The 24,669-nt window shown below is 61.0% G+C and carries 25 protein-coding genes and 1 tRNA gene; 20 read left to right on the top strand and 6 right to left on the bottom strand.

Annotated elements, in window-relative coordinates; genetic code table 11:
* Positions 1 to 6 precede the first annotated feature (6 nt).
* The 3 genes from LC343_RS14905 to LC343_RS14895 are packed head-to-tail and all read right to left on the bottom strand — an operon-like array spanning position 7 to position 3,458.
* Positions 7 to 1,017 (bottom strand): glycosyltransferase family 2 protein, encoded by a 1,011-nt coding sequence (locus tag LC343_RS14905; protein ID WP_223477951.1) that lies wholly within the window; start codon positions 1,015 to 1,017, stop codon positions 7 to 9.
* Entirely contained in the window at positions 1,007 to 2,740 is a 1,734-nt protein-coding gene (locus LC343_RS14900) for an ArnT family glycosyltransferase (RefSeq protein WP_223477950.1), read from the bottom strand. The genes LC343_RS14905 and LC343_RS14900 overlap by 11 nt, the downstream gene beginning before the upstream one ends.
* Before the next feature lie 43 nt (positions 2,741 to 2,783).
* Positions 2,784 to 3,458, bottom strand: a complete 675-nt coding sequence (locus LC343_RS14895) for an alpha/beta hydrolase (protein WP_223477949.1) — start codon at positions 3,456 to 3,458, stop codon at positions 2,784 to 2,786.
* A gap of 195 nt (positions 3,459 to 3,653) precedes the next feature.
* On the opposite strand from LC343_RS14895, the gene LC343_RS14890 reads away from it, so the two are divergent.
* From LC343_RS14890 to sufA, 8 genes are all read left to right on the top strand, one after another.
* Positions 3,654 to 4,829: a cysteine desulfurase family protein gene (locus LC343_RS14890; RefSeq protein WP_428982560.1), complete on the top strand. Its 1,176-nt coding sequence runs from the start codon at positions 3,654 to 3,656 to the stop codon at positions 4,827 to 4,829.
* A gap of 142 nt (positions 4,830 to 4,971) precedes the next feature.
* A complete protein-coding gene (sufB, locus tag LC343_RS14885; protein WP_223477947.1) occupies positions 4,972 to 6,441 on the top strand; it encodes a Fe-S cluster assembly protein SufB in 1,470 nt (489 codons plus the stop codon).
* A gap of 4 nt (positions 6,442 to 6,445) precedes the next feature.
* A complete protein-coding gene (locus LC343_RS14880) occupies positions 6,446 to 6,820 on the top strand; it encodes a DoxX family protein (RefSeq protein ID WP_223477946.1) in 375 nt (124 codons plus the stop codon).
* Between the two features lie 179 nt (positions 6,821 to 6,999).
* Complete coding sequence (sufC, locus tag LC343_RS14875) at positions 7,000 to 7,755, top strand: Fe-S cluster assembly ATPase SufC (protein ID WP_223477945.1); 756 nt, start codon at positions 7,000 to 7,002, stop codon at positions 7,753 to 7,755.
* A gap of 23 nt (positions 7,756 to 7,778) precedes the next feature.
* On the top strand, positions 7,779 to 9,050 hold the full coding sequence (gene sufD / locus LC343_RS14870) for a Fe-S cluster assembly protein SufD (RefSeq protein WP_223477944.1): 1,272 nt from the start codon (positions 7,779 to 7,781) through the stop codon (positions 9,048 to 9,050).
* Positions 9,051 to 9,052: 2 nt separating this feature from the next.
* The gene (locus LC343_RS14865; RefSeq protein WP_223477943.1) at positions 9,053 to 10,300 is read left to right on the top strand and encodes a cysteine desulfurase; all 1,248 of its coding nucleotides are present in this window, start codon (positions 9,053 to 9,055) and stop codon (positions 10,298 to 10,300) included.
* Between the two features lie 10 nt (positions 10,301 to 10,310).
* On the top strand, positions 10,311 to 10,712 hold the full coding sequence (locus tag LC343_RS14860) for an SUF system Fe-S cluster assembly protein (RefSeq protein ID WP_223477942.1): 402 nt from the start codon (positions 10,311 to 10,313) through the stop codon (positions 10,710 to 10,712).
* 71 nt (positions 10,713 to 10,783) lie between these two features.
* Entirely contained in the window at positions 10,784 to 11,167 is a 384-nt protein-coding gene (gene sufA / locus LC343_RS14855) for a Fe-S cluster assembly scaffold SufA (protein WP_223477941.1), read from the top strand.
* 68 nt (positions 11,168 to 11,235) lie between these two features.
* On the opposite strand, the gene LC343_RS14850 is transcribed toward sufA, so the two are convergent.
* Both LC343_RS14850 and LC343_RS14845 read right to left on the bottom strand, forming a co-directional pair.
* A complete protein-coding gene (locus LC343_RS14850) occupies positions 11,236 to 12,681 on the bottom strand; it encodes a DEAD/DEAH box helicase (RefSeq protein WP_223477940.1) in 1,446 nt (481 codons plus the stop codon).
* A 166-nt stretch (positions 12,682 to 12,847) separates the two neighbouring features.
* Positions 12,848 to 13,615: an NAD kinase gene (locus LC343_RS14845; RefSeq protein ID WP_223477939.1), complete on the bottom strand. Its 768-nt coding sequence runs from the start codon at positions 13,613 to 13,615 to the stop codon at positions 12,848 to 12,850.
* A gap of 98 nt (positions 13,616 to 13,713) precedes the next feature.
* Between LC343_RS14845 and LC343_RS14840 the strand changes: the two genes are divergently transcribed.
* Positions 13,714 to 13,789: transfer RNA gene (locus LC343_RS14840), tRNA-Thr, on the top strand.
* A 139-nt stretch (positions 13,790 to 13,928) separates the two neighbouring features.
* Here the strand turns inward: LC343_RS14840 and LC343_RS14835 are convergent.
* Positions 13,929 to 14,657: a GntR family transcriptional regulator gene (locus tag LC343_RS14835; RefSeq protein WP_223477938.1), complete on the bottom strand. Its 729-nt coding sequence runs from the start codon at positions 14,655 to 14,657 to the stop codon at positions 13,929 to 13,931.
* A gap of 118 nt (positions 14,658 to 14,775) precedes the next feature.
* Between LC343_RS14835 and LC343_RS14830 the strand changes: the two genes are divergently transcribed.
* The 11 genes from LC343_RS14830 to LC343_RS14780 all read left to right on the top strand — a co-directional run bounded on the left by LC343_RS14830 (position 14,776) and on the right by LC343_RS14780 (position 24,656).
* Complete coding sequence (locus LC343_RS14830; protein WP_223477937.1) at positions 14,776 to 15,063, top strand: UxaA family hydrolase; 288 nt, start codon at positions 14,776 to 14,778, stop codon at positions 15,061 to 15,063.
* Between the two features lie 17 nt (positions 15,064 to 15,080).
* Positions 15,081 to 16,262: a UxaA family hydrolase gene (locus LC343_RS14825; protein WP_223477936.1), complete on the top strand. Its 1,182-nt coding sequence runs from the start codon at positions 15,081 to 15,083 to the stop codon at positions 16,260 to 16,262.
* 75 nt (positions 16,263 to 16,337) lie between these two features.
* Positions 16,338 to 17,273 carry a hydroxyacid dehydrogenase gene (locus LC343_RS14820; protein ID WP_223477935.1) on the top strand — a complete coding sequence of 312 codons (936 nt, stop codon included), beginning with the start codon at positions 16,338 to 16,340 and terminating at the stop codon, positions 17,271 to 17,273.
* Positions 17,270 to 18,265 (top strand): Ldh family oxidoreductase, encoded by a 996-nt coding sequence (locus tag LC343_RS14815; RefSeq protein WP_223477934.1) that lies wholly within the window; start codon positions 17,270 to 17,272, stop codon positions 18,263 to 18,265. Before LC343_RS14820 ends, LC343_RS14815 begins: the two co-directional genes overlap by 4 nt.
* A gap of 256 nt (positions 18,266 to 18,521) precedes the next feature.
* A complete protein-coding gene (locus tag LC343_RS14810) occupies positions 18,522 to 19,490 on the top strand; it encodes a Bug family tripartite tricarboxylate transporter substrate binding protein (RefSeq protein ID WP_223477933.1) in 969 nt (322 codons plus the stop codon).
* Positions 19,491 to 19,655: 165 nt separating this feature from the next.
* Complete coding sequence (locus LC343_RS14805; protein ID WP_223477932.1) at positions 19,656 to 20,162, top strand: tripartite tricarboxylate transporter TctB family protein; 507 nt, start codon at positions 19,656 to 19,658, stop codon at positions 20,160 to 20,162.
* Between the two features lie 10 nt (positions 20,163 to 20,172).
* Positions 20,173 to 21,711 carry a tripartite tricarboxylate transporter permease gene (locus LC343_RS14800; protein ID WP_223477931.1) on the top strand — a complete coding sequence of 513 codons (1,539 nt, stop codon included), beginning with the start codon at positions 20,173 to 20,175 and terminating at the stop codon, positions 21,709 to 21,711.
* Between the two features lie 28 nt (positions 21,712 to 21,739).
* Positions 21,740 to 22,906: an acetyl-CoA acetyltransferase gene (locus LC343_RS14795; protein ID WP_223477930.1), complete on the top strand. Its 1,167-nt coding sequence runs from the start codon at positions 21,740 to 21,742 to the stop codon at positions 22,904 to 22,906.
* Positions 22,907 to 22,908: 2 nt separating this feature from the next.
* Positions 22,909 to 23,331 carry a Zn-ribbon domain-containing OB-fold protein gene (locus LC343_RS14790; protein WP_223477929.1) on the top strand — a complete coding sequence of 141 codons (423 nt, stop codon included), beginning with the start codon at positions 22,909 to 22,911 and terminating at the stop codon, positions 23,329 to 23,331.
* 2 nt (positions 23,332 to 23,333) lie between these two features.
* Positions 23,334 to 24,077, top strand: a complete 744-nt coding sequence (gene fabG / locus LC343_RS14785) for a 3-oxoacyl-ACP reductase FabG (protein ID WP_223478100.1) — start codon at positions 23,334 to 23,336, stop codon at positions 24,075 to 24,077.
* A 117-nt stretch (positions 24,078 to 24,194) separates the two neighbouring features.
* Positions 24,195 to 24,656 carry a MaoC/PaaZ C-terminal domain-containing protein gene (locus tag LC343_RS14780; protein WP_223477928.1) on the top strand — a complete coding sequence of 154 codons (462 nt, stop codon included), beginning with the start codon at positions 24,195 to 24,197 and terminating at the stop codon, positions 24,654 to 24,656.
* The last annotated feature ends 13 nt before the right edge of the window (positions 24,657 to 24,669 follow it).

Genomic DNA, 24,669 nt, shown 5'->3' with positions numbered 1-24,669 from the left:
AGGCTACTAGGTCGCCTTGCTACGCGATTTGGTTTCCTTGTCGGTAACCGCTCTGGTTTCGTGTTTCTCGGAGATGATGTAGGGCGGCCGCCGTTTCGCCTCAGAATAGATGCGTCCGACATACTCGCCGATGATGCCGATCCCCAGGAGTTGGATTCCGCCCAGGAAAAGCATCCCGACGAGCAGTGACGCATAGCCCGGTACATCGATGCCGAAGACGAGGGTACGGATGACGATATAGGCGGCGTAGGCGATCGAAGTGGCGGAAATGAATGCTCCGATATAGCTCCACATGACGAGCGGCGCGTTTGAAAACGAGGTGATCCCGTCGATCGCAAAGCTCCAGAGTTTCCATGCCGAGAAGCGACTTTCGCCGACTGCGCGTTTGCGGCGCTTGTATTCGACGGTTTCCGTTGGAAAGCCGACCCAGGCAAACAAGCCCTTCATGAAGCGGCCGTTTTCCTTCAATTCGTTCAAGGCATCGATGACGGCGCGATCGATCAAGCGAAAATCGCCAACATCGGTCGGGATCTTCACGTTGGAAATCGAGTTGTGAAGGCCGTAGAACCAACGCGCCGTCAACCGTTTGGCGAGCGTGTCTTCCCTGCGATCGACGCGCTTTCCAACGACGACCTTGGCGCCGGCTACCCAGCGGTCGACCATTTCGGAGATCACCTCGGGCGGATCCTGCAGATCGACATCGATGATAATGGCGCAATCCGCGTTGGCTTCGGCGAGCCCGGCCGTGATCGCGGCTTCCTTGCCGAAATTTCGCGACAGCGTCAGGACCTGCGCCGGTACGGTACGCTCGGCGGAGTTGAGGATCGCATCGACAGTCCTGTCGCGGCTCCCGTCATTGACGAAAAGGAATTCGAACCGCAGACCGGAATAGCGGTCCGTGACTGCCGCGATCGTCGGCGCAATGCCGCGGAAGAACGTGTCGATCGACCCTTCCTCGTTAAACACCGGGACCAGGATCTGGATCAACCGGTGCACTTCTTTGGTGTCAGCGTCCATCGGTCACGTGCACAATTTGAACCTGGCTTCGTCTGCCGCCGCCGTTGATATCGAAAAACTCCTGCTGAGACACGATTTTTGCGTGATTGCCGAGTTGTTCGGGACGGAGTTTCTTTGATGCGCGCTGGATGACGAGGACGACCGCTTCCTCCCCGCGGGCGGCGAGTTCGACAATCCCGGCCTGCGGGTCGGCGATTTTTTTGGCGGCCTCGAAAGCCGGCGGATCTACGGCGAGGATCACCGAAGGCTCAATCCTGCCGGAAACATAGATCGGTAGCTCTCCGAGCTGATGGGCGGCGATCGCGGCCTCGACGGCCGGCATCGGCTTGACGAATTTCTCGATTTCCGGCGCGACACCCCAATAGAAAATAGCGAGGAATGCCGCCATGCTGGCGGCCGCGACGTGATGCGCGCGCTCGAACTTGCCATTGGCGCGCAAACGCAGGAAGAAATAGAGGCTACCCATGATCAGGACGGCCGCGGTTGCGCTTGCCAGTTTAGCCGCGATGGTCGGCAGGAAAAACGCGAGGGCAACAAGTGCTATTGCGGTGCCGGTCTGCATTGCAACCAAGGCTGCCGCTGTCGCCTTGCTCCAGAAGCCAGCAGAAAATTGGCTATGCGGCGGTGCCTTGGAGCGGCTGACATGCAGCGCAGCGAGCAGGATCGCAATCGGCGGGAACATTGGCAGGATGTAGTGCGGCAGCTTGGTAGCAACCAGCGTGAACAAGATGAATGTCGAGCCCGCCCATCCGAATAGCACAGCGCGGGCGAAGCGGCGGTCGCGTGCTGGCTTGCCTGTGGCTGTGCTTGTAGCCGATGCCAGCACGCCGGGCAAATCGATCGCCCAGGGTATGAAGCCGATGAACAGCACCGGAAGATAGACCGGTAAGGTGGCAAGATAACCGATAACGCCACTGCCGCCGTGGCCTTCCATGGGCGTGAATGCGCGCCCGAGAATATGAATGCCGACGCCCTTGTCCAGCATTTCGCCGCCGCTTGCGGCATTGGCGGGGATGGCCCAGACGAGAAACAGCGCGATGCCGGTTACCGCGGCCGCGACGAGACCCGTGAACTCGGTCAGCGTCGGGCGCGCCGGTGCAGGGCCGAAAATCCAGGTGCAGAGAATGGTTGCGCTGAGTATTGCCGGCCCGACAGGTCCCTTGGCAAGCAGCATCAGACCCACCGCAAGAGCAAGAAGCGTTGTCCAGACAAGAGCAGTTCCGCGGCCGGGGGCCTCCCGCAAGGCGAGCCAGCACCAGATCGACATGGTGATAGTGGCGAGCAGCAGCGAATCGATCTGCGCCGAGGCCGCGAGATAAGCCGGCATCAGTGCGGTCGCCAGAATGATCATCGACCAGTGCCCGACCCGCGCGGAGAAAAGGTGGCGCCCGATCAAAAATGTAAAGAGCAGCGTCAACGTCTGGCCCAGAACAGACGGCAGGCGATAGGCAAACTCGTTTTCGCCAAAAATCGATACGGATTCCGCGATAAACCAGAACATCAGCGGCGGCTTGTGGGCGAAGACCGTGCCGTTGAAGCGCGGCAGAAGCCAATCTCCGGTTCGCAGCATTTCCAGCGCAGTGCGCGCGTAATAAGTTTCGTCGCGGTCCCACAACTGCATAGCGGGCGTCAGCGCGGCAAAAAAGAGAAACGCCGCAGCGGCGATCAGGATAGCCGTGCCCAGGCCCGATTTCGAAACTGGCACGGTGCCGGTCGATGTCATGCTTGGCGTTGCCCCTGCCTGCGCGCGGATCGTCCGCGCGGCGTCACTTGATCCGCTTGACGGTCTCGGGAACCAGTTCGCCGCGCAGGCGCGCATCAAGATAGTCGGAGCATTCCGCCATCAGCGTTTCCATGTGATCTCCGAAGAAATGGTTCGCGCCTTCCAGGGTCTTCTGGGTGATCAGGATTCCCTTCTGCGTGTGCAGCTTGTCGACCAGTCCCTGAACATCTTTCGGCGGGGCGACCTTGTCCTCGGAGCCGTGGATGATCAGCCCGGAAGAAGGGCAGGGCGCCAGGAACGAAAAGTCGTAGGTGTTCGGCTGCGGGGCAACTGAAATGAAACCCTCGATCTCCGGGCGGCGCATCAGCAGTTGCATGCCGATCCACGCGCCAAAGGAGTAGCCGGCAATCCAGCACGACTTGGAGTCCGGATGCAGCGACTGCACCCAGTCGAGCGCGGCGGCGGCATCGGACAACTCACCCGCGCCGTGATCGAATTCGCCCTGGCTGCGGCCAATGCTTCGGAAGTTGAAGCGCAGGGTGGTGAACCCGCGCTTCTGGAACATGTAGAAAAGATTGTAGATGATCTGGTTGTTCATCGTGCCGCCGAATTGCGGATGCGGATGAAGGACCATCGCGATGGGGGCGTTTTTTTCCTGCGAAGGCTGGTAACGGCCTTCGAGCCGGCCGGCAGGGCCTGTGAAAATAACTTCTGGCATCAGTACTCCATGACAGTGCGGACCGCGCGCCGCCGGCTGCGCATTCGCGCTTTTTCCGGTCTGTTGACGGTTGGAGGCGGCATCACTATGACAATATTAGAAACGTTCCAATCTATCGGCGTTGGTTCGCGCGAAGCCGCTGTCATACGGCTTTTGGAACACGAAATTCAAGGAAATTGATCGTTTCTTCGGGCCATGGCTATGGGAAAGCAGGCGATTTATCTCGACTACAATGCGTCGGCGCCGCTTCTGCCTCAGGCGCGCGACGCCATGCTTGCCGCGCTCGAGATCGAGGCCAACCCGTCTTCGGTCCATGCGGCCGGCCGCGCAGCGAAGGCGATTGTCCAGAAAGCGCGACGCAGCGTGGCCGCGCTGGTAAACGCCAAGCCGGACCACGTCGTCTTTACTTCCGGTGCGACCGAGGCGGCGTCGACCGTGCTGACACCACGCTTCTCTTTCGGCCGCTCCCCGCTCAAATTCTCGAAGCTCTATGTGTGCGCGGCGGACCACCCTTGCGTTCTCGCAGGCGGACAGTTTGCACCGGAGGACGTTGTCAAACTTCCTGTCCAGCCCTCCGGTTTGATGGAACTGGATGCCTTGGAGCGCATGCTGGCCGGCCACGACAAGGCAACGGGTCTGCCGCTTGTGGCTGTTCACTGGGCGAATAACGAGACAGGTGTGATCCAGCCGGTGCGCGAAATCGCGGCCATGGTCAAGGCGAATGGCGGGGTTCTGGTCGTCGATGCCGTGCAGGCACTTGGCCGGCTTCCGATCGATATTGCCGATGCTTGCGGTGACTTCCTCATCCTGTCTTCGCACAAGATCGGCGGGCCGAAGGGCGCCGGCGCGCTTGTCGCGCAGTCCGACCTGATGATGCCGATGCCGCTGATTTCCGGTGGCGGGCAGGAGCGCGGTCATCGTGGCGGCACCGAGGCTGTCGCCAATATCGCGGGTTTCGGTGCGGCCGCCGATGTCGCGATGGCCGGCCAGGACCGGTTTGCGTCATGCATGCCCGTCCGCGATGCATTCGAGGCGGCAATCCTCGAAATCGCACCCGACGCCGTCATCCACGGCGGCACGGTGGAGCGGCTGCCCAACACGGTGTTTTTCTCGGTTCCGGGACTAAAGGCCGAAACGATCCAGATTGCGCTCGATCTTGCAAAAATCGCCGTCTCGGCGGGGTCTGCCTGCTCTTCCGGCAAGGTGGGGCGCAGCCATGTGCTGACGGCGATGGGCGTCGAATCCGATGAGGGCGCTATCCGCATTTCCTTTGCGCCGGGAACGGGCGAGGACGCGGTCACGCGCCTTGCCGGGGAACTCGGTAAAATCGTCGAACGCGCAAGGCCGGAAAAGCGACTCGCGAGGGCTTGAGATTCCGAGTCGGCTAAAACATATACGGAAGAGTCATATTTTCCACTTTAGAACTTTTCAAAAGTGGCTTATCACCTAGTTTGAGTGATAGAGGACGCAGCCGGGTTCGGCCCGGAACTGGAATGAATGAACGGAGACGGCAATGCCCGCGGTACAGGAAACGATTGATCAGGTCCGAAAGATTGACGTCGACCAGTACAAGTACGGCTTCGAGACTCTGATCGAAAGCGACAAGGCTCCGAAGGGTCTCAGCGAAGATATCATCCGTTTTATCTCGGCAAAGAAGCAGGAGCCGGACTGGATGCTGGAATGGCGTCTCGACGCCTATAGCCGCTGGCTGACCATGGAAGAGCCGACCTGGGCGCGCGTCGAGTATCCGAAGATTGATTTCAACGATCTCTATTACTATTCCGCGCCGAAGAGCATGTCCGGGCCGAAGACCCTCGACGAGGTCGACCCGGAACTTTTGAAGACCTATGAGAAGCTCGGCATCCCGCTGGCGGAGCAGGAAATACTCGCCGGCGTTCAGGAGCGCAGGGTCGCGGTCGACGCTGTGTTCGATTCCGTTTCCGTCGTGACCACGTTCAAGAAGGAACTGTCGAAGGCCGGCGTGATCTTCATGTCGATCTCGGAGGCGATCCGCGAATATCCGGATCTGGTGAAAAAGTATCTCGCCTCGGTCGTGCCGGTCTCCGACAATTATTACGCCGCGCTCAATTCGGCGGTCTTTACCGACGGCTCCTTCGTCTATGTGCCGAAGGGCGTGCGCTGCCCGATGGAGCTTTCCACCTATTTCCGCATCAACGAGAAGAACACCGGCCAGTTCGAGCGGACATTGATCATCGCCGAGGAAGGCGCATACGTCTCCTATCTGGAAGGCTGCACGGCGCCGCAGCGCGACGAAAACCAGTTGCACGCCGCCGTGGTCGAACTGGTTGCCATGGACGATGCCGAGATCAAATACTCGACCGTGCAGAACTGGTATCCGGGCGATGCCGAGGGCAAGGGCGGCATCTACAATTTCGTCACCAAGCGCGGTGACTGCCGGGGCAAGAACTCCAAGATCTCCTGGACGCAGGTCGAGACCGGTTCGGCGATCACCTGGAAGTACCCGTCCTGCATCCTGCGCGGAGACAATTCGCGCGGCGAGTTCTACTCGATCGCAGTGTCGAACGGCGCGCAGCAGATCGACAGCGGCACCAAGATGATCCATCTCGGCAAGAACACGTCGAGCCGCATCATTTCCAAGGGCATTTCCGCCGGCAAGTCGAACAACACCTATCGCGGCCGCGTCTCGGCGCACCGCAAGGCCGAAAACGCGCGCAACTTCACGCAGTGCGATTCGCTGCTGATCGGCAATGAATGCGGCGCCCATACCGTGCCTTACATCGAGGCGAACAACGCGACGGCGCAGTTCGAGCACGAGGCGACGACCTCGAAGATCTCCGAGGACCAGCTGTTCTATTGCATGCAGCGCGGCATTCCCGAAGAGGAGGCCATCGCGCTGATCGTCAACGGCTTCGTCAAGGAAGTCATTCAGGAACTGCCGATGGAGTTCGCTGTCGAGGCGCAGAAGCTGATCGGGATCAGCCTCGAGGGTTCTGTTGGCTGACACTTTGCTCGCGATCGCCCGGATCGCGTTCGGAGTTTTCTTTGTCGGTTCGGCCATTCTGAAGATGGCGGAGACCGATTACATGGTCGGGATGCTGGCGGAAGCCGGTTTCAGCGTACCGCTGCCATTCGTTTACATCGCGATGGCGGCGCAGATAGCCGGGGGCGGGGCTCTCATCCTCGGCAAGCTGGTTGTTCCGGCTGCATTTGGATTGATCGCCTATGTGGCGGTCGTGAACTGGTATTTGCACCCGTTCTGGGTGCTGAGCGGTGAAGAGGCTGCGATTCAATTCCAGCTCTTCACCAAGAACTTGGGAATCATGGCCGGCTTGTTGTCGGTCGCGGGCGGTGACGCCTCGGGACGAAGGAGGACGGTCTGATGTTGGCCGATCCGGTTGGTCTGGTTTTCTACGGGCTTGTCTGCGGCGCACTCGCCGCATTCGCGCCCCTGTTGGGTACACGCCCCCGCCGCGCGCTGATCGGCGCTGTCGTGGGGATTGTGGCTGCGATATTACTGCCGGTCCTGCGATCGGCGACGGGACTATGAGTGAGAGAAGACATGCTTGAGATCAAGAACCTGCACGCACGCATCGCCGAGGACGGCACCGAGATCATCCGCGGCCTGAACCTGTCCGTGAAGGCTGGCGAAGTTGCCGCGATCATGGGTCCGAACGGCTCCGGAAAGTCGACGCTTTCCTACATCCTTGCAGGGCGCGAGGATTACGAGGTGACCGAAGGCGAGATCCTCTACAACGGCGAGAGCATTCTCGAAATGGATCCGGCCGAACGCGCCGCCGCCGGCATTTTCCTGGCGTTCCAGTATCCGATGGAAATTCCGGGCGTGGCGACCATGCAGTTCCTGAAGGTCGCGATGAACGAGCAGCGCAAGGCGCGCGGCGAGGGCGAACTGACGACGCCGGATTTCATTCGTGTGGTCAAGGAAGCCGCCGGCAGCCTGGACATCTCCATGGAAATGCTGAAGCGCCCGCTCAATGTCGGCTTTTCGGGCGGCGAGAAGAAGCGCGCGGAAATCCTCCAGATGAAGCTGCTGGAGCCGAAGCTCTGCGTGCTCGACGAGACCGATTCCGGCCTCGACATCGATGCGCTGAAGATCGTCTCCGACGGCGTGAACTCGCTTCGCTCGCCGGATCGCGCCACCATCGTGATCACGCACTATCAGCGCCTGCTCGACTATATCGTTCCGGATACGGTGCATGTCCTGTCGAAGGGGCGCATCGTCAAGACCGGCGACAAGTCTCTGGCGCACGAACTCGAGGCCAATGGCTACGCCGACATCATCAACGAAGCGGCCTGAGGCAGGCGGAAGGAGACGACGGAATGAATGTCCAGTCGAAACTGCCGCTCACCGCGGCCGAGACTGCGCTCGTGGAGCAGTTCGGCACACTTGTCGGGTCGCTTCCCGGCAATGCCGAAATGGTGCAGTTGCGTGACCGAGCGATCCAGTCGATCAAGGAAAGCGGATTGCCGACCCGACGGGTGGAAGCGTGGCACTATACCGACCTTCGCCGTCTGCTGACCCGTCTGCCGACCAATAACGCAGCCGGAGACGTCGCCGATCTCGAAAGTCTCGTCATGGGATCGTGGCGTCAGGTCATCAAGAACGGGAGCATCGACACGATCGCGGCTCCGGAAGGCGTGTCGATCAGCGCCATGGCCGACGCGCTGCGCGCTGATGTTTCCGGCGTGACGATTGCCGATCACGGCGTTCATGATGCGATCGGCCTTATCAACTCGGCTTTCGTCACCGACGGGTTCGTGGTCAAGGTCGATGACGGCGCGGAAATTGCCGAGCCGATTGAATTTCAAACGCTGCATGATGGCGGCCAGCTTCACGTACGCAATTCCGTCACCGTGGGCGAGGGCGCGACCGCGACCTTCCATGACCGCCAGGCCGGTTCGGACGCCGAAGCCCTTGGCACCGTGGTAACGGATCTGAAGCTGGGAAAGGGCGCACAAGCGACCTGGGTCACGGTTCAGGAAACCGGCGATGCGTCGGACCACCTTGCACAGCTCAACATCACGCTGGAGGAAGACGCCCGGCTGACACTCTTCATCGTCAATCTTTCCGGCAAACTCGTCCGTCAGGAAATCAATGCCGATGTGCTGGGCGAGGGCGCCGACCTTCAGTTCCGGGCCGTCAACCTGCTGGGCGATTCCCAGCATTGCGACATCACGCTGTCGCTCGGCCATCTGGTGCCGAACACGACATCGACCGAGACGGTGCGCAGCGTTGTCACCGGCAAGGCGCAGGGCGTTTTCCAGGGCCAGATCCGTGTCGACCAGATCGCCCAGAAGACCGATGCGCAGATGGCGTGCAACACGCTGCTGCTATCCGACGATGCCGGGTTCTCCACCAAGCCGGAACTGGAGATCTTCGCGGACGACGTGATTTGCGCGCATGGCGCGACCGTCGCCGAGATCGACCACAAGCACCTGTTCTACTTGATGGCGCGCGGTATCCCGGAGAAGATCGCGCAGGGTCTGCTGATCAAGGCCTTCGTCGCCGAGATCATCGAGGAACTGGGCGACGAGCGGTTGATCGGGGTGCTGGAGACGCGCCTCGACCACTGGTTGGAGATGAACGGTTGACGATGGACGCCACAACGGACACCGGGGCACTGGCCTATGACGTCGAGGCGATCCGCGCGGATTTTCCAATCCTCGCGCGGCAGGTGCACGGCAAGCCTCTTGTCTATCTGGACAATGGCGCTTCCGCTCAAAAGCCGAGGCAGGTGATCGACGCGGTCACGCACGCTTACGAGAACGAGTACTCCAACGTCCATCGCGGGCTGCATTTCCTGTCGAATGCGGCGACGGACGCCTATGAGGGCGCGCGCGCCAAGGTCAAGACCTTCCTGAACGCGTCGTCGGCTGACGAGGTCGTCTTCACCAAGTCGGCCACCGAGGCGATCAATACGGTTGCCTATGGCTGGGGCGTACCGAATATCGGAGAAGGCGACGAGATCGTCATCTCGATCATGGAGCATCACTCCAACATCGTTCCATGGCACTTCCTGCGCGAACGGCAGGGCGCCAAGCTGGTTTTCGCGCCGGTCGACGATGAGGGCGTATTCGATCTTGAACGGTTCGAGGCGTGCCTGACGGACCGCACGAAGCTTGTTGCAATCACGCATATGTCGAATGTTCTCGGCACCGTCGTTCCGGTCAAGGACGTATGCCGGATCGCCCGTGCGCGCGGCATCCCGGTCCTGATCGATGGAAGCCAGGGCGCGGTGCACATGCCCGTCGACGTACAGGATATCGATTGCGACTGGTACGTCTTCACCGGCCACAAGGTCTACGGGCCGTCCGGTATCGGCGTTCTCTACGGCAAAAAGGATCGGCTCTCCGCCATGCAACCCTTCCAGGGCGGCGGCGAGATGATCGGCGAAGTCACCGTCGATACCATCACTTACAACGATCCGCCGCATCGTTTCGAGGCAGGCACGCCGCCGATCGTCCAGGCGATCGGGCTCGGCCACGCGCTCGATTACATGGAAACGATCGGCCGCGAAGCGATCGCGGCGCATGAGGCCGAATTGCGCGCCTATGCGCATGAGAGGCTCGGCCGTATCAATTCGCTGCGGATCATCGGCAACGCGCCCGACAAGGGAGCCATCGTGTCCTTCGAGATGGAAGGCATCCATGCCCATGACGTTTCGATGCTGATCGACCGTTCGGGCGTCGCGGTTCGGGCCGGCACACATTGCGCGCAGCCGTTGCTGCAGCGCTTCGGTGCGACATCGACCTGCCGCGCATCGTTCGGCATGTATAATACAAAGGCTGAAATCGACATCCTGGCCGAGGCGCTTGAAAAGGCGCGCTCATTCTTCGGCTGACGAGGTAGTGATGAGCGAAGAGCACAAAACAGACGAAACATCGATCACCGATGCGGATGCACCGGAGGAGGCCGGAGAGAAGGCCTCCACGCTTCCGCGCGAGGAATTGGCGCGGATGACTGACGACATCGTCTCGGCGCTGAAAACCGTCTACGATCCGGAAATTCCGGCCGACATCTATGAACTCGGCCTGATCTACAAGGTCGATATCGAGGACGACCGCAAGGTGAAGATCGACATGACCCTGACCGCGCCAGGTTGCCCGGTCGCCGGCGAGATGCCGGGCTGGGTCGAAAACGCCGTGCGCACGGTTGAAGGCGTGATGGATGTCGAGGTCGACATGGTGTTCGACCCGCCCTGGACGCCGGATCGCATGTCGGAAGAGGCGCAAATCGCGGTCGGATGGTACTGAACCGGTCCGTGCTTGCGAGGCACGGACTTCATGCCTAGATTCGTATGGAACGCAGACCCGGGAATGAAAACATGCCATTTGCCATCATGACAATGACCGATGCGGCGGCTGACCGCGTGAAGGAAATCGTCTCGGCGCGCGCCGGCGACGACGCGAAGGGCGTACGCGTGGGAATCAAGAAGGGCGGCTGCGCGGGTATGGAATACACCGTCGATCTCGTGACGGAGCCCGATTCCAGAGATGACCATATCGAACATGGCGGCGCGCATCTTTGGGTCGATCCGGCGGCGATGCTCTATTTGCTGGGCACCGAGATGGATTTCGAGGTGACCAAGCTGCGCACCGGTTTCGTCTTCAAGAACCCGAACGAATCATCAGCCTGCGGGTGCGGTGAATCCGTCGAACTGAAACCAGCCGATCTAAAGCAACTGGCCGAAGCGCGCGGCGCTGTCTGACCCGCACGGCATCCTGAATCAAAAACGCCCGGTCGATGCCGGGCGTTTTTCGTTTCATGTCAGAAAAACTATTGGCCGTTCATCATGAAGGCCGGGATTTCCTCGCCGAAGCCGACCGGCACCGGGCCGTCATTGTCACGGCGCTTGCGATCCTTGCGATCGGGACGCGAGTCGGACCTGTTCTCGGGCTTGTTTTCCGATCTGGACTTCCGCGTTTCCGGCTCTTTCGGAGCCTCTGGTTCCGCCTCGACCTGGGTTTCGACGGTTTCCGCTGCCGCTTCGACCGGCGTTTCGCGCTTTTCGCCACGGTCGCGCTTGCCGCGCTTCGAACCGCGTTCCTTGCGGCCGCGACGCCCGTCCTTCTCGTCTTCCTCCGATCCGGCTTCCGGAATCGGCGAGAGCCACTCGATCTCGGTCGAGATCAACTTCTCGATCGCGTCGAGATGCTTCATTTCGGGCTTGGATACCAGCGTGTAGGCGGCGCCGGAACGGCCGGCACGACCGGTCCGTCCGATACGGTGGACATAGTCTTCGGCGTGGATTGGCACGTCGAAGTTGAAAACATGGCTGACGTCGGGGATGTCGAGACCGCGCGCGGCGACATCCGAAGCCACCAGCAGCTGGATCTTGTTGTCCTTGAAGCCCTTCAGCATGGCCATGCGTGAACGCTGGTCCATATCGCCATGAAGCGCGCCGACGGAGAAGCCGTGCCGGTCGAGCGAACGGAACAGTTCCGAGACGTCGCGCTTGCGATTGCAGAAGATGATGCCGTTCTTCAGATCCGCCTGGTTGCGAATCAGGTCGCGCAGAGAGGCGCGCTTCTCGTAGTCCTTCTTCGATACGCCCAGCAGTTTCTGCTCCACCGTGGTGGCGGTGGACGCCGCGCGGGATACCTCCACGCGAACCGGCGAATGCAGGAACTGGTCCGCGAGCCGGGTGATCTCCGGCGGCATGGTCGCCGAGAAGAACAGCGTCTGGCGGGTGAAGGGAATCAGCTTCACGATGCGCTCGATATCCGGGATGAAGCCCATGTCGAGCATGCGGTCGGCCTCGTCGATCACGAGGATCTCGACGCCGGTCAGAAGCAGCTTGCCGCGTTCGAAGTGGTCGAGCATGCGACCGGGGGTCGCGATCAGAACGTCGGCGCCGCGCTGCAGCTTGCGGTCCTGCTCATCGAAGGACACGCCGCCAATGAGAAGCGACACGTTCAGCTTGTGGTTGATGCCGTATTTGTTGAAGTTCTCCTCGACCTGGGCCGCGAGTTCGCGGGTCGGTTCGAGGATCAGCGTGCGCGGCATGCGGGCGCGGGCGCGTCCGCGCTCGAGGCGCGTGATCATCGGAAGAACAAAAGAGGCGGTCTTGCCGGTGCCCGTCTGCGCGATGCCCAGCACGTCCTTGCCTTCCATCGCATGCGGAATGGCTTGCGCCTGAATCGGCGTCGGTTCCGTGTAGCCAGCGGCTTCCACGGCATTGAGGACCTTTTGCGAAAGTCCAAGTTCAGAGAATGATGTCAAAGGATATCCACGCTTCGTCGTCGAAAACGGATTAGAGGGCGGCACATGCCGCGTTCCGGCTCGGAACTAGGCGTTTGTGGCCTCAGAGTCAACCGAAAGCCCGGAATTCCCGCGTTTTGCGAGCCCAAAAGGGCCTGATCGTGCTCTTCTCGCGCCGACCCTTGCGTCAGTAGCGGAACTGTTCGGCAAGGATTCGTTCGTCCCAGGAGTGGCTCTCGTCGAACAGAAGCGTCGCGGTCGCGTCGCGCGCTTCCTCGATGCGAACGCTGCGCACCGACTTGACCTCCGAATGGTCCGCCACGGCGTTGACCGGTCGCTTCTCCGCCTCCAGCACGGTGAAGGTGACCGAAACCTGGTTGGGCAGGAGCGCCCCGCGCCAGCGTCGCGGACGGAACGGGCTGACCGGCGTCAGCGCGAGAAGCGGTGCGTCGATGGGGATAATCGGGCCTTGCGCCGACAGGTTGTAGGCGGTCGACCCGGCCGGTGTCGCGAGCATCACGCCGTCGCAGATCAGTTCTGCGAGCCGTTCCTTGCCATCGACGTGGATGGCGATCTTGGCGGCCTGGTAGGATTGGCGAAACAGCGAAACCTCGTTGATGGCGAAGGCCTCGGTTTTTTCTCCATCCATGTTTTCGGTGCGCATCCGCAGCGGCCGGATCGTTTCCGGAATGGCGGCGGCGATGCGTTCGCGCAGGCCGTCCTCGCGGAAATCGTTCATCAGGAAGCCGACAGACCCGCGGTTCATGCCGTAGATCCGCTTGCCGGTGTTGATGAACTGGTGAAGCGTCTGCAGCATGAAACCGTCGCCGCCGAGCGCGACGATCGTCTCGGCTTCCTCGATCGATTCCTGACCGTAGAGCGCGGATAGCAACTTGGCCGATTCGCGCGACTCCGGCGTATCCGACGACAGGAAGGCGATGGACTCATTGTTCATGAGGGCAGGGCTCGCAATCACATTAACCCGGTGCGCTTAGCACACAGCTTGGAAATAGTCTCTTTACAGCTTTGGTGTATATGCTATCGGCAACGCGTGCCCTTGTAGCTCAGTTGGTAGAGCATCTGATTTGTAATCAGAGGGTCGGGAGTTCGAGTCTCTCCGGGGGCACCAGCAATTTTTAATGCCACATATTCGCGTTCCCGTGGCTCCGGCCCTCAGGAGCGGACCAATTCCAGACATTTTCCGGGAGCCGGGGCCTTTACTGAAGCGCCTTGCGGAAAGCGGCGGTTCTTTTGCTGGGCTCTAGGCGCTATCGCACCACAGAAACATAATGCGCGTTGCGTGTATTGCATCGCGAGACGCGGATTTCGCTGGGTGTGTTTTCCAGGTCGTAGCCGATGCGCTCGATCTGGATGAGCGGGTCTCCCAACGCGCAACCGAGAAGCTCAGCGTCGTTCTTTTCCGCTGCGACCGCCTTGAGCTTTTCGGAGGCTGCCGAGATAGTGACGCCCCATCGTTCCGCGTAAAGGCCATAGATATTGTTCGGCAGGTCGTTGACCTCGTCGAAACCGGGAAACCGCGCCGCCGGCAAGATGATGGTTTCGACCAGAAGCGGTTCCTCACCGAGAAACCGGACGCGCTCGACGGTCCAGAGCTGGCTGTCTGGTGGCACTTTCAGCATCTTGGCTTCCATTGCGGACGCTTTCGCCGAGCGACGGCGCACGACCTCCGATTCCGGAAGCACGCGGCTTCCGTCGTCGGGCAGAAGCCGGAAAAACTTGAACTGCTGCGGACCTTCCTCGGGTACCGCGACATAGGTGCCGCGCCCCTGCCTGCGCACGAGCAGGTTTTCCGAGGCCATAACGTCCAGCGCCTTTCTGACGGTTCCCTGGCTCACGCCGAGTTGGCGGGCGAGTTCCATCTCGCTGGGAATCAGCATGCCCGGCGTCCATTGGCCATCGACGAGGCGGCCGACAAGGCGGTCACGGATGCGGGCGTAAAGCGGTTTGTAGTCCAGTGCTTCGTGTTCTGCGGACAACGGGCCGGCGCTCCTTCGCAATTTCGGTGCCTGATAATAGTGCATCGCGCTTGACAGTTCCACTATTATGTATCGTATATCTTATATAAGAGTTAGCGGAGTAGGGAAGGAGCACTGAATGACCGCACCACAATTGCTAGTCCATGAACATGCCGACAATGTCGGCGTGGTCGTGGTGGAGAATCTCGAGGCTGGAACCGACATGCTTTGCGTCGTCACGGCCGACAATTCCAGTTTCAATCTGGGGGTCGGAGACGACGTGCCGATCGGGCACAAGGTGGCTTTGCGCGACCTGAAGGCGGGCGAGACCGCAATCAAATATGGCGAGGACATCGGGAAATTCACCGCCGATGTGAAAAAAGGCGGCCACGTCCACGTCCACAATCTGAAAACCAAGCGCTGGTAGCCGGGGAGGGCTGTCGAATGGCATCGCAATATTCAAATCTTACCATCATGGCGTATCGCCGCGACAACGGTCGCGTCGGCGTGCGCAACCATGTGGTAATCCTTCCCGTCGACGACATTTCCAATGCGGCATGCGAGGCGGTGGCCAACAATATCAAGGGCACACTCGCGCTTCCGCACGCTTATGGGCGTCTTCAGTTCGGCGAGGATCTCGATCTGCATTTCCGCACCATGATCGGCACGGGCGCGAACCCGAATGTCGCCGCCGTGGTCGTGATCGGTATCGAGCCGGGCTGGACACAGAAGATCGCGGACGGGATTGCCGAAACCGGCAAGCCGGTGGCGGCCTTCTCCATCGAGCAGAACGGTGATCTCAAGACCATCATGGATGCGTCGCGCGCGGCCAAGGGCTTCGTGCATTACGCGTCCGAACTGCAGCGCGTCGAATGCCCGATCTCCGATCTCTGGGTCTCCACCAAATGCGGCGAGAGCGACACGACGACCGGACTGGGATCCTGCCCGACCGTCGGCAATATGTATGACAAGCTGCTGCCGGAAGGTATCTATGGCTGTTTCGGAGAAACCTCCGAGATCACCGGTGCCGAGCACATCTGCAAGGCGCGCGCGATCAACGAGGAAGTCGGCGAGCGCTGGTACAAGATGTGGAAGGCCTACCAGGATGACGTGATCTTCGCGCACCAGACGGACGACCTGTCGGAAAGCCAGCCCACGAAGGGCAACATCGAGGGTGGCCTGACCACGATCGAGGAAAAGGCGCTTGGCAATCTCGAGAAGATCGGCCGCGAATCGCGCTATATCGATATCCTCGAGCCGGCGGAGGCGCCGGTAGCCGGAAAAGGTCTCTATTTCATGGACACGTCGTCGGCCGCGGCCGAATGCGTGACGCTCATGGCGGCCGCCGGATATGTGGTACACACATTCCCGACGGGACAGGGCAATGTTATCGGCAACCCGATCGTGCCCGTGATCAAAATATCGGCCAATCCCCGGACGATCCGGACAATGGGCGAGCATGTCGATGTCGATGTTTCGGGCATCCTGCGGCGCGAGATGACGATCGACGAGGCGGGCGATGCCCTGATCGATATGATCGTCCGCACGTCGAATGGGCGAAGCACGGCGGCCGAGGCGCTCGGTCACCGCGAGTTCGTCATGACGAAACTCTACCGGAGCGCCTGATTAGGCCCTGCCAATTCCGGACCCGGCATCATCGCCGGGTCCGTTTCATTTCAAGCCATCGGACAGGCAAACGCCATGCATGACATTGTCATAAGCGAGTTCATGGAGGAGGCTGCCGTCGATACGCTGCGCCAGGATTTCTCGGTACTCTTCGATCCCACGCTGGTCGATCGCCCGGAGGAACTGTTGGCGTCGCTTGGGGTTGCCAAGGCGATTCTCGTCCGCAATCGCACGCAGGTGCGAGACGATCTCCTGGCAGCCGCACCGGCGCTGCAATGCGTCGGGCGTCTCGGTGTCGGGCTCGACAACATTGATGTCGATGCTTGCAAGGCGAGGGGCGTCGCGGTTTTTCCGGCGACCGGCGCAAACGATCTTTCGGTGGCGGAATATGTCATCACAACGGCGCTGATGCTGCTGCGCGGCGCCTACCTTTCGACCGTCTCAGTTGCCGCAGGCGAATGGCCGCGACAGGCGCTTATCGGCCGCGAAATATCGGGCAAGACGATGGGGCTCGTCGGCTTCGGCTCGATCGCGCGCGAGGTCGCGCGCCGGGCCGCCGCGCTCGGCATGTCGGTGGTCGCGAGCGATCCTTTCGTTGCGGCGGACGATCCGGCCTGGAAACATGTGGGGCGCGTCTCACTCGACGAACTGCTATCTATTTCGGATGTCGTGAGCCTTCATATCCCGCTTACGACGCAAACGCGGCACATCATCGAAACGGAAGCCTTCGCGAGAATGAAGAAGGGTGCGGTCCTGATCAACGCCGCGCGCGGCGGGACGGTTGACGAATTCGCGCTTCAGGCGGCGCTGAAGGCCGGCAAGATCTCCGGCGCGGCGCTTGACGTGTTCGAAGAGGAGCCGCTGACCGAAGAGCGTGGCGCGATGTTCGCCGGCTTGTCGAATGTCATTCTGACGCCGCATATCGCGGGCGTCACGGACGAATCGAACGTGCGGGTGAGCCGTCTGACCGCGGACACCGTTGCAAAACATCTGAAGGAAAGCGCGTCGTGAAACTGCTTGGGGTCGCCGAAGCGACAACACTCATCGTCGAGACGCTCGCTCGGTGCGGTGCGTCCGAAGCGAATGCCGGGTCGGTCGCACGCGCCCTGATCGCCGCCGAACTGGCCGGTCAGTCCGGTCACGGGCTGCGCCGGATGCCGTCCTACTGCGCGCAGGCGCTTTCCGGCAAGGTCGATGCGAAAGCCATTCCCACGATTGAAAGGAAGCGGCCGGGCGCGTTCGCGGTGGATGCGGCAAACGGCTTCGCCTATCCGGCGATCGACCTTGCGCTGGAGAACCTGCCCGAGGCGGCCACGCTGCAGGGAATCGCCATGGCGGGCATTCGCCGGTCGCATCATTGCGGTGTCGCCGGCACGATCGTCGAGCGGTTGGCGGAGAAGAACCTCGTCGGGATTCTGTTCGCCAATGCGCCGAGCGCGATGGCGCCCTGGGGCGGCAAGACACCGCTTTACGGTACGGACCCGATCGCATTCGCGGCTCCCGCCGGCGAGCACGGACCCGTGGTGGTCGATATCTCGCTGTCCAAGGTGGCGCGCGGGAAAATCATGGCGGCCAAACAGCAAGACATCGCCATACCGGAGGGGTGGGCGCTTGATCGCGAGGGCAATCCGACGACCGACGCGCAGGCTGCCCTCGACGGCACGATGGTGCCCATGGGCGATGCGAAGGGCACAGCGCTCGCGCTCATGGTCGAGATGCTGTGTGCGGGCCTGACTGGCGCCAATTACGGCTATGAAGCGACTTCCTTCTTCGACGGAGAGGGAGCGGCGCCGGGTACCGGACAATTGATCATCGCGATCGATCCCGAGGTTTTCGGAGGCAGTGCGGTGAGCCGATTCGCGGTGTTGGCCGGGCTCATCGACGCGATGCCCGGCGCGCGCGTTCCGGGCCGCAGGCGTCAGTCACTGAAGGCCGAGATCATGCAGAAAGGCATTTCGATCGACGACGATCTGCTGGCGCAGATTTCCGCGCTCGGCCAGTGATTTCGTTCTTCATTCCACGTTTCGCAAAGCCGGTTACAGGGGCGGTAGGCAGTTGACACACATTCAGGGGCAAATTAGTATGTCTTATATAAGATGCATTATCTGGTGCATCGAATGCCGAACGGACTGCCGAAGAACTCATGTGGGCGTCGGAGAAGGCTTCGCTCATGTTACCGGTCTTCGGTTCGCTCTTTCGGTCTTTACCGGACAGGCGATGAGCGTCTGGCTCGGTGAGTTTTCAAAGGGAGGAAAACGCATGCTGAACTACTTACGGAAACTGAACCGTCCGATGCTGATGGCGGCGGTTGGCGCGATTGCCGGACTGTCGGTCGCCGCGACGCCCTCGCAGGCCGACGATTTCCCGACCAAGCCGATCCAGATCAACGTGCCGTTCGGTGCGAACAGCTCCACCAATGTGGCGACGCAGGCGCTCATTCCATTCTATCAGGAAGAACTCGGCGTTTCGCTCGTGCCGAACTATACGAGCGGCGGCGGCGGTACGATCGGTACGGCCTGGATGGTGTCGCAGCGTCCTGATGGCTATGTGCTCGGCATGGTGCCGGCGGGTCCCGTTCTCCCCAAGCCGATTCTTCAGGATTTGCCGTATGATGTGGGCGATCTCGCGCCGGTCGGCCATGTGGGCACGTTCTTCACGGCACTCGTCGTGCCGAAGGATTCTCCGTGGCAGACCTTCGATGATTTCCTGGAGGCGGCTAAGGCTTCCGATGGGTCGATCACCTATGCGACCAGCGGCGAGAACAGCGTCGCCCACCTGACGATGAAGGGAATTTCCGATCAGGCCGGGTTTAAAATCCGCCACGTGCCGATGGGCGGTTCGGGTAATGTGATCGCGGCCCTTCACGGCAAACAGGTTCAGCTTGCGGGTACGGAAGTACGCGGCGATCTCGGTGCCGACGGCAAGACCCGTCTTCTGGTCGTTGATAATGCCGAACGCCTCGAGAAGTTTCCGGACGTGCCGACCTTCAGCGAAGTCGGATTTTCGGGACTGAGCCCCTGGTATGCGGTTTACGCTCCCGTCGGCGTGCCGGAAGAACGCATGGAAACGCTCGAAAACGCGCTTGAGAAGGTTGTGAAAAACCCGGAATTCCAGGAACGCATGGGCGCAATTGGCGTCTCTGTGCAGTGGATGTCCCGTGAAGACACCCAGGCGCGCGTCGATCGCGAATTCGAGATGTATTCCAAGCTGCTCGGCGCTTCGGAATAAGCAAGACATCGCGTCCGCTCTTCGGGGCGGACGCGATCCAAGGACCCCGTGATGGCGGCATGGCCGCTCGGCGGGCGCGTTGAAGCCAATCAAAGTCTGCGAGGGAAGCGTACCCTTTTTGGGTATCGTCAGCTTGTCTCGTGTTTCGCGAAAAACAGGTTTTTCATGTTTTCCAAGAACCCCCTCAAAGGCTATCTCGATCTGATCATTGCGATCGTCGCGATCCCGTTGGCGCTCTGGCTCTTCATCATCGCTCCGCAGGAAGCGCCCGGCCTTTACGATGACGGGATTCAGCCTTGGCTTTTCCCGCGTGTCGTCCTCCTGTTCTCGATGATCCTTTGCGTGCTCCTTGCGGCCTTCTGGCTCAAGCGGCGCATCAGCGGGGACGAGATCCACGAGCTTCCGGTCGCGTCTGACGATGAAGCACCGACGCCGAGGGATGCGCTGCTGAATGCAATCGTCCCGATCGCGCTGATCCTGCTTTACGTGATCGGAACGATCTGGATCGGCTACATCTACGCCACGGCGATCGTGGCCGTCCTGTACATGCTTTATCTCGGCGCGTCCGTGTGGATGACCTTTCTGGTCACGGCTGGGCTGATGGCGGTTCTCTATTTCGTGTTTGGCGACTTGCTGAACATCCCTTTGCCGCTCGGTCGGCTGTTCCAGTAGGGCTCTCGAGATGTACGCGCAATTCCTTGAAGGTCTGGCTCTTTTCGCGCAGTGGCAGAACCTGCTCTACATTCTGGCGGGTGTGTTCGTCGGAACGCTTGTCGGCGCGATACCCGGATTGAGCGGCGCACTGACTGTCGCCATCCTCATTCCCTTTACATTCTATCTCTCACCGGTTGCGGCCATCGTCTTTCTGGTCGGCATCTACAAGGGCGCCGTGTTCGGCGCGTCGATCTCGGCGATCCTGATCAACGTGCCGGGGACAGCGTCCTCCACTGCGACGCTGCTTGACGGTTATCCGATGACGAAGCGCGGCGAGGCGAACCGCGCGCTGTCGTTGGCGCATACGGCCTCGGTGTTCGGCGATACGTTCAGCGATATCGTGATGATCGTCGTCATGGCCCCGCTCGCCGCTGTCGCGGTGAAGTTCGGCCCACCCGAAATGTTCGCCGTTACGCTCTTCGCGCTGACCGTGATCGCGACGGTTTCCACCGGCAACATGGTCAAGGGCCTGATGTCGGGTGCGCTGGGCATGCTGCTCGCAGTGATCGGTCCGGACGTCATTCTTGGAACGCCGCGCTTCTGGTTCGACACATTCCAGCTTCAGGGCGGTATATCCTTTATCCCGATGCTGATCGGCCTGTTCGGTATCTCGGAAGTGCTGGATCAGGGCGTGCGAACGATCGGGCCGAAGATCGCGAAGACGGCTGCCGGGTCCAATTATCACATCAGCTACCCGACGATGGCGATGTTCAAGAAGCATTTCCGGACATTGCTGCGCTCCAGCATCATCGGAACGATCGTCGGGATCGTGCCCGGCGTCGGTCAGTCGCTGGCGGCGTTCCTCGCCTATTCGGAGGCGAAGCACAAATCCGACACGCCCGAGATATTCGGTACGGGCTGCGAGGAAGGTATCGTTGCGCCCGAAGCCGCGAACAACGCCGTCAACGGCGCCAGCTTCGTGCCGCTCCTGACGCTCGGCATTCCCGGCGACGTGATCTCCAGCATCATCGCGGGCGCCTTCCTGTTGCACGGCATGGTGCCGGGCCCGACCCTGTTCCAGCACAGCGGACCGACGGTCTACGCGATCCTGATCGGCATGCTCGTGGCAAACGGGATCATGTTCCTGCTCGGGCACTACCTGATCCGCCTGTTCGCCATGGTGGTTCTGGTGCCGACGCGGTTCCTGTTCCCGATCATCCTGACACTGTGCGTGGTCGGCGCTTTCAGCATCAACAACAACATCTTCGATATCTACGTCATGGTCGGAGCAGGGCTGCTGGGCCTCTTCATGAAGCGTACCGGCTTCCCGCTCGCTCCGCTCATCATCGCCTTTCTCGTCGGACCTATGGTCGAGAACGCGATGCGCCAGTCGCTTCTGCTCTCGGGCGGAGACTGGACGATCTTCTTCACGCGCCCGATCGCGCTCGGTTTCTTCGCGCTGACACTCCTCGTCACGGTCCGGCTGCATCGCCGGATCCTGAAGACGCGCAAAATCGACAGCGAGGGTGCGGCGGGGAAAACCGCGCAGGCAAGCGTGGACGAATGAATGCAACAACAGACCAGGGAATATTGACGTGGCAAGCCAGCATAGCAGTCAAGGGATAGCGATCGCCGGTGTGGCGGAGTCCGATCTGGGCTCGGTCCCGGGCAAGACGATCTTCCAGCTCCAGATGGAGGCCGCCAAGGCAGCCATCGAGGACGCGGGGCTGGAGAAGAGCGACATCGACGGCGTTCTGACCGCGGCGCCGTTCAACTCGATGCACATGCCGTCCATGGCGCTGAGCGAGTATCTGGGCATCCAGCCAAGCTATTCGGACTCGACCATCACGGGCGGATCATCCTTCGAGACCCATGTCGGTCACGCGATGGCCGCCATTCAAGCCGGTCTCTGCACGACGTGCCTGATCACCTATGGCAGCACGCAGAAATCCGACCGCAGCCGCAATCCGCAGGGAACCTATGGCAACCCGGAGCCACCATGGCAGTTCGAGGCGCCCTATGGCCCGCCGCTGCCGCTTGCGGCTTATGCGATGGCCGCGCGCCGGCACATGTACGAGTTCGGAACGACATCGGAGCAGCTTGCCGAGATCGCGGTAGCGACGCGCAAGTGGGCCGCGCTCAATCCGAAGGCGTATACGCGTGATCCACTGAGCATCGACGACGTCATGAACTCGCCGATCGTTACCGATCCGCTGCATCGTTACGATTGCTGTCTTGTGACCGACGGCGGTGGCGCGGTGATCGTGACCAGCCTCGAACGGGCGCGCGACCTGAAAAAGCGTCCGGTCGTCGTGCTCGGTTTCGCGGATACCCATTCGCATATGGGCATTTCGCAGATGCCGGATCTCGTGCGGACAGCGGCTGGCATAACCGGGCCGAAAGCGTTCGGAATGGCCGGCGTGAAGCCGTCCGACATCGACGTGACGCAGATCTACGACTCGTTCACGATCACGGTCATGCTTTGCCTCGAAGACCTCGGCTTCTGCGCCAAGGGCGAGGCGGGAGCGTTCGTTTCCGGACAGCGAACGGCGCCGGGTGGAGAATTCGCGCTGAATACGAGCGGCGGCGGTCTCTCTTACTGTCATCCGGGCATGTTCGGCATTTTCCTGATCATCGAGGCGGTGCGGCAATTGCGCGGCGAATGCGGCGATCGGCAGATCCCGTCCGCCAATCTCGCCTTGGCCCATGGCGTCGGCGGCGTGTTGTCGTCGCACGCGACACTGATCCTGGGAGGAGAATAATCATGAGTGAATCGCCCAATGTCCTGCCGACCTATTCCGGCGAGGCCGAGCCTTATTGGCAGGGACTTCGCGAAGGCGAGGTTCGCCTGCAGTACTGCAAATCCTGCGAGACCTATCAGTTCTATCCCCGTCCGATCTGTGCGGGGTGCTGGTCCGACGACATCGAGTGGCGCGCCGTCGAGGCGTCCGGAACCGTCTACTCGTTTTCGGTTCCCGGTTTCGCGCCGCATCCGAGCTTCAAGGCGCGGATGCCCTATGTCGTGGCGCTCGTCGATCTCGATGTCGGGGTCCGCATCATGGGCAATATCGTCGATTGCGATCCGGACACGGTGACGATCGGCATGCGGGTCGATCCGGTCATCTCGGAAATCGAGGAAGGCCATTCGCTACTGAACTTCAAGCCTCAGCAGGGAGCGCAAGCGTGAAGATGGAAAACAGAGTGGCGATCGTCACGGGCGCCGGTCAGGGTATCGGCGCGTCGATCGCAAGCGGACTGGCGAAAGACGGCGCTTTCGTCGTCATCGCCGACGTCAACGAGGATAATGCACGCGGCATGGAGGAGCAGATCCGTTCCGAAGGTGGCCGGGCTGCCGCATTGAAGGCGGACGCGACCAGCAAGGAACAGGTGGACGCGATGGTCGAGTCGATCCTCGCCGAGCACGGCAAGATCGACATCCTCGTCAACAATGTCGGTATCATTCGCGACAACTTCCTGGTCAAGATGCCGGAAGAGGACTGGGACCTTGTGCTCGACATCAACCTGAAGTCCTACTTCCTGTGTTCGCAGGCGGTGGTGCGCGACGCGATGATCCCGGCCAAGTACGGGCGGATCGTCAACATCTCCTCGCGTGCCTACCAGGGCAATGTGGGGCAGGCGAACTACTCGGCCGCCAAGGGCGGCGTGGTCAGCCTGACGCGGACGATGGCGCGAGAACTCGGGCGCTACAACATCACCAGCAACTGCATCGCCCCGGGTGTCATCAACACGCCGATGTATCAGGGTCTTCGCGAGGACGTGCAGGAAAACCTGCGCAAGACGCAGCCGATCCGGGACATCGGATCGCCGGATGACGTTGCCTACGCAACGCGGTTCTTCGCGTCGGACGACGCCTGGTACATTACAGGCCAGGTTCTCTACGTCTGTGGCGGAAAGAGCGTCGGCGGTTACTAGGCGCCGATCTCGACCGCAAGCATGAATGTCCGGCCGCTGCGAGGCCGGCCGGACACACAGGCCGCCGGCAGCGTCCGGCGGCGCGCCTCGCGCTTGTTCAAACAGGAGGACCGGACGTTGGCGGGACTGTATTTCGAGGATTTCGAGGAGGGAACCTTCTACGACACGGTTCCCCGGACGATTACCGAGGCGGACGTGATGGCATTCGCGGGAACCTCGGGCGATTTCAACCGGCTGCATACCGACAGGACCTTCGCGGCCGAGACCGCCTTCAAGGAGCCGATCGCCCACGGCCTGCTCGTTCTGTCGGTCGTGACCGGGCTGAAGCAGCGTCTTGGCATTTTCGAGGGGACCGTGATCGCCTTTCTGGGGCTGACCTGGAACTTCAAGGCTCCCGTCTTCTTCGGCGACACGATCTGGGCGCGCATTCATATCGAGAAGATGAAGGAAACCAGCAAGTCGGACCGCGGCATCACCTACCAGAAGGTCGAGGTCTTCAACCAGGATGGAACGCTCGTCCAGGACGGTGAGCATGTCCTGATGATGAAGCGCAGGAACGCGGATCAGGCAGAGGGCTGAACGGCATCATTGC

Origin of the sequence: Oricola indica (assembly GCF_019966595.1) — a bacterium.
Lineage (GTDB): Bacteria > Pseudomonadota > Alphaproteobacteria > Rhizobiales > Rhizobiaceae > Oricola > Oricola indica.
The sequence above is the reverse complement of the archived record's forward strand: the minus strand, read 5'-3'. Positions and strand labels throughout refer to the sequence as shown.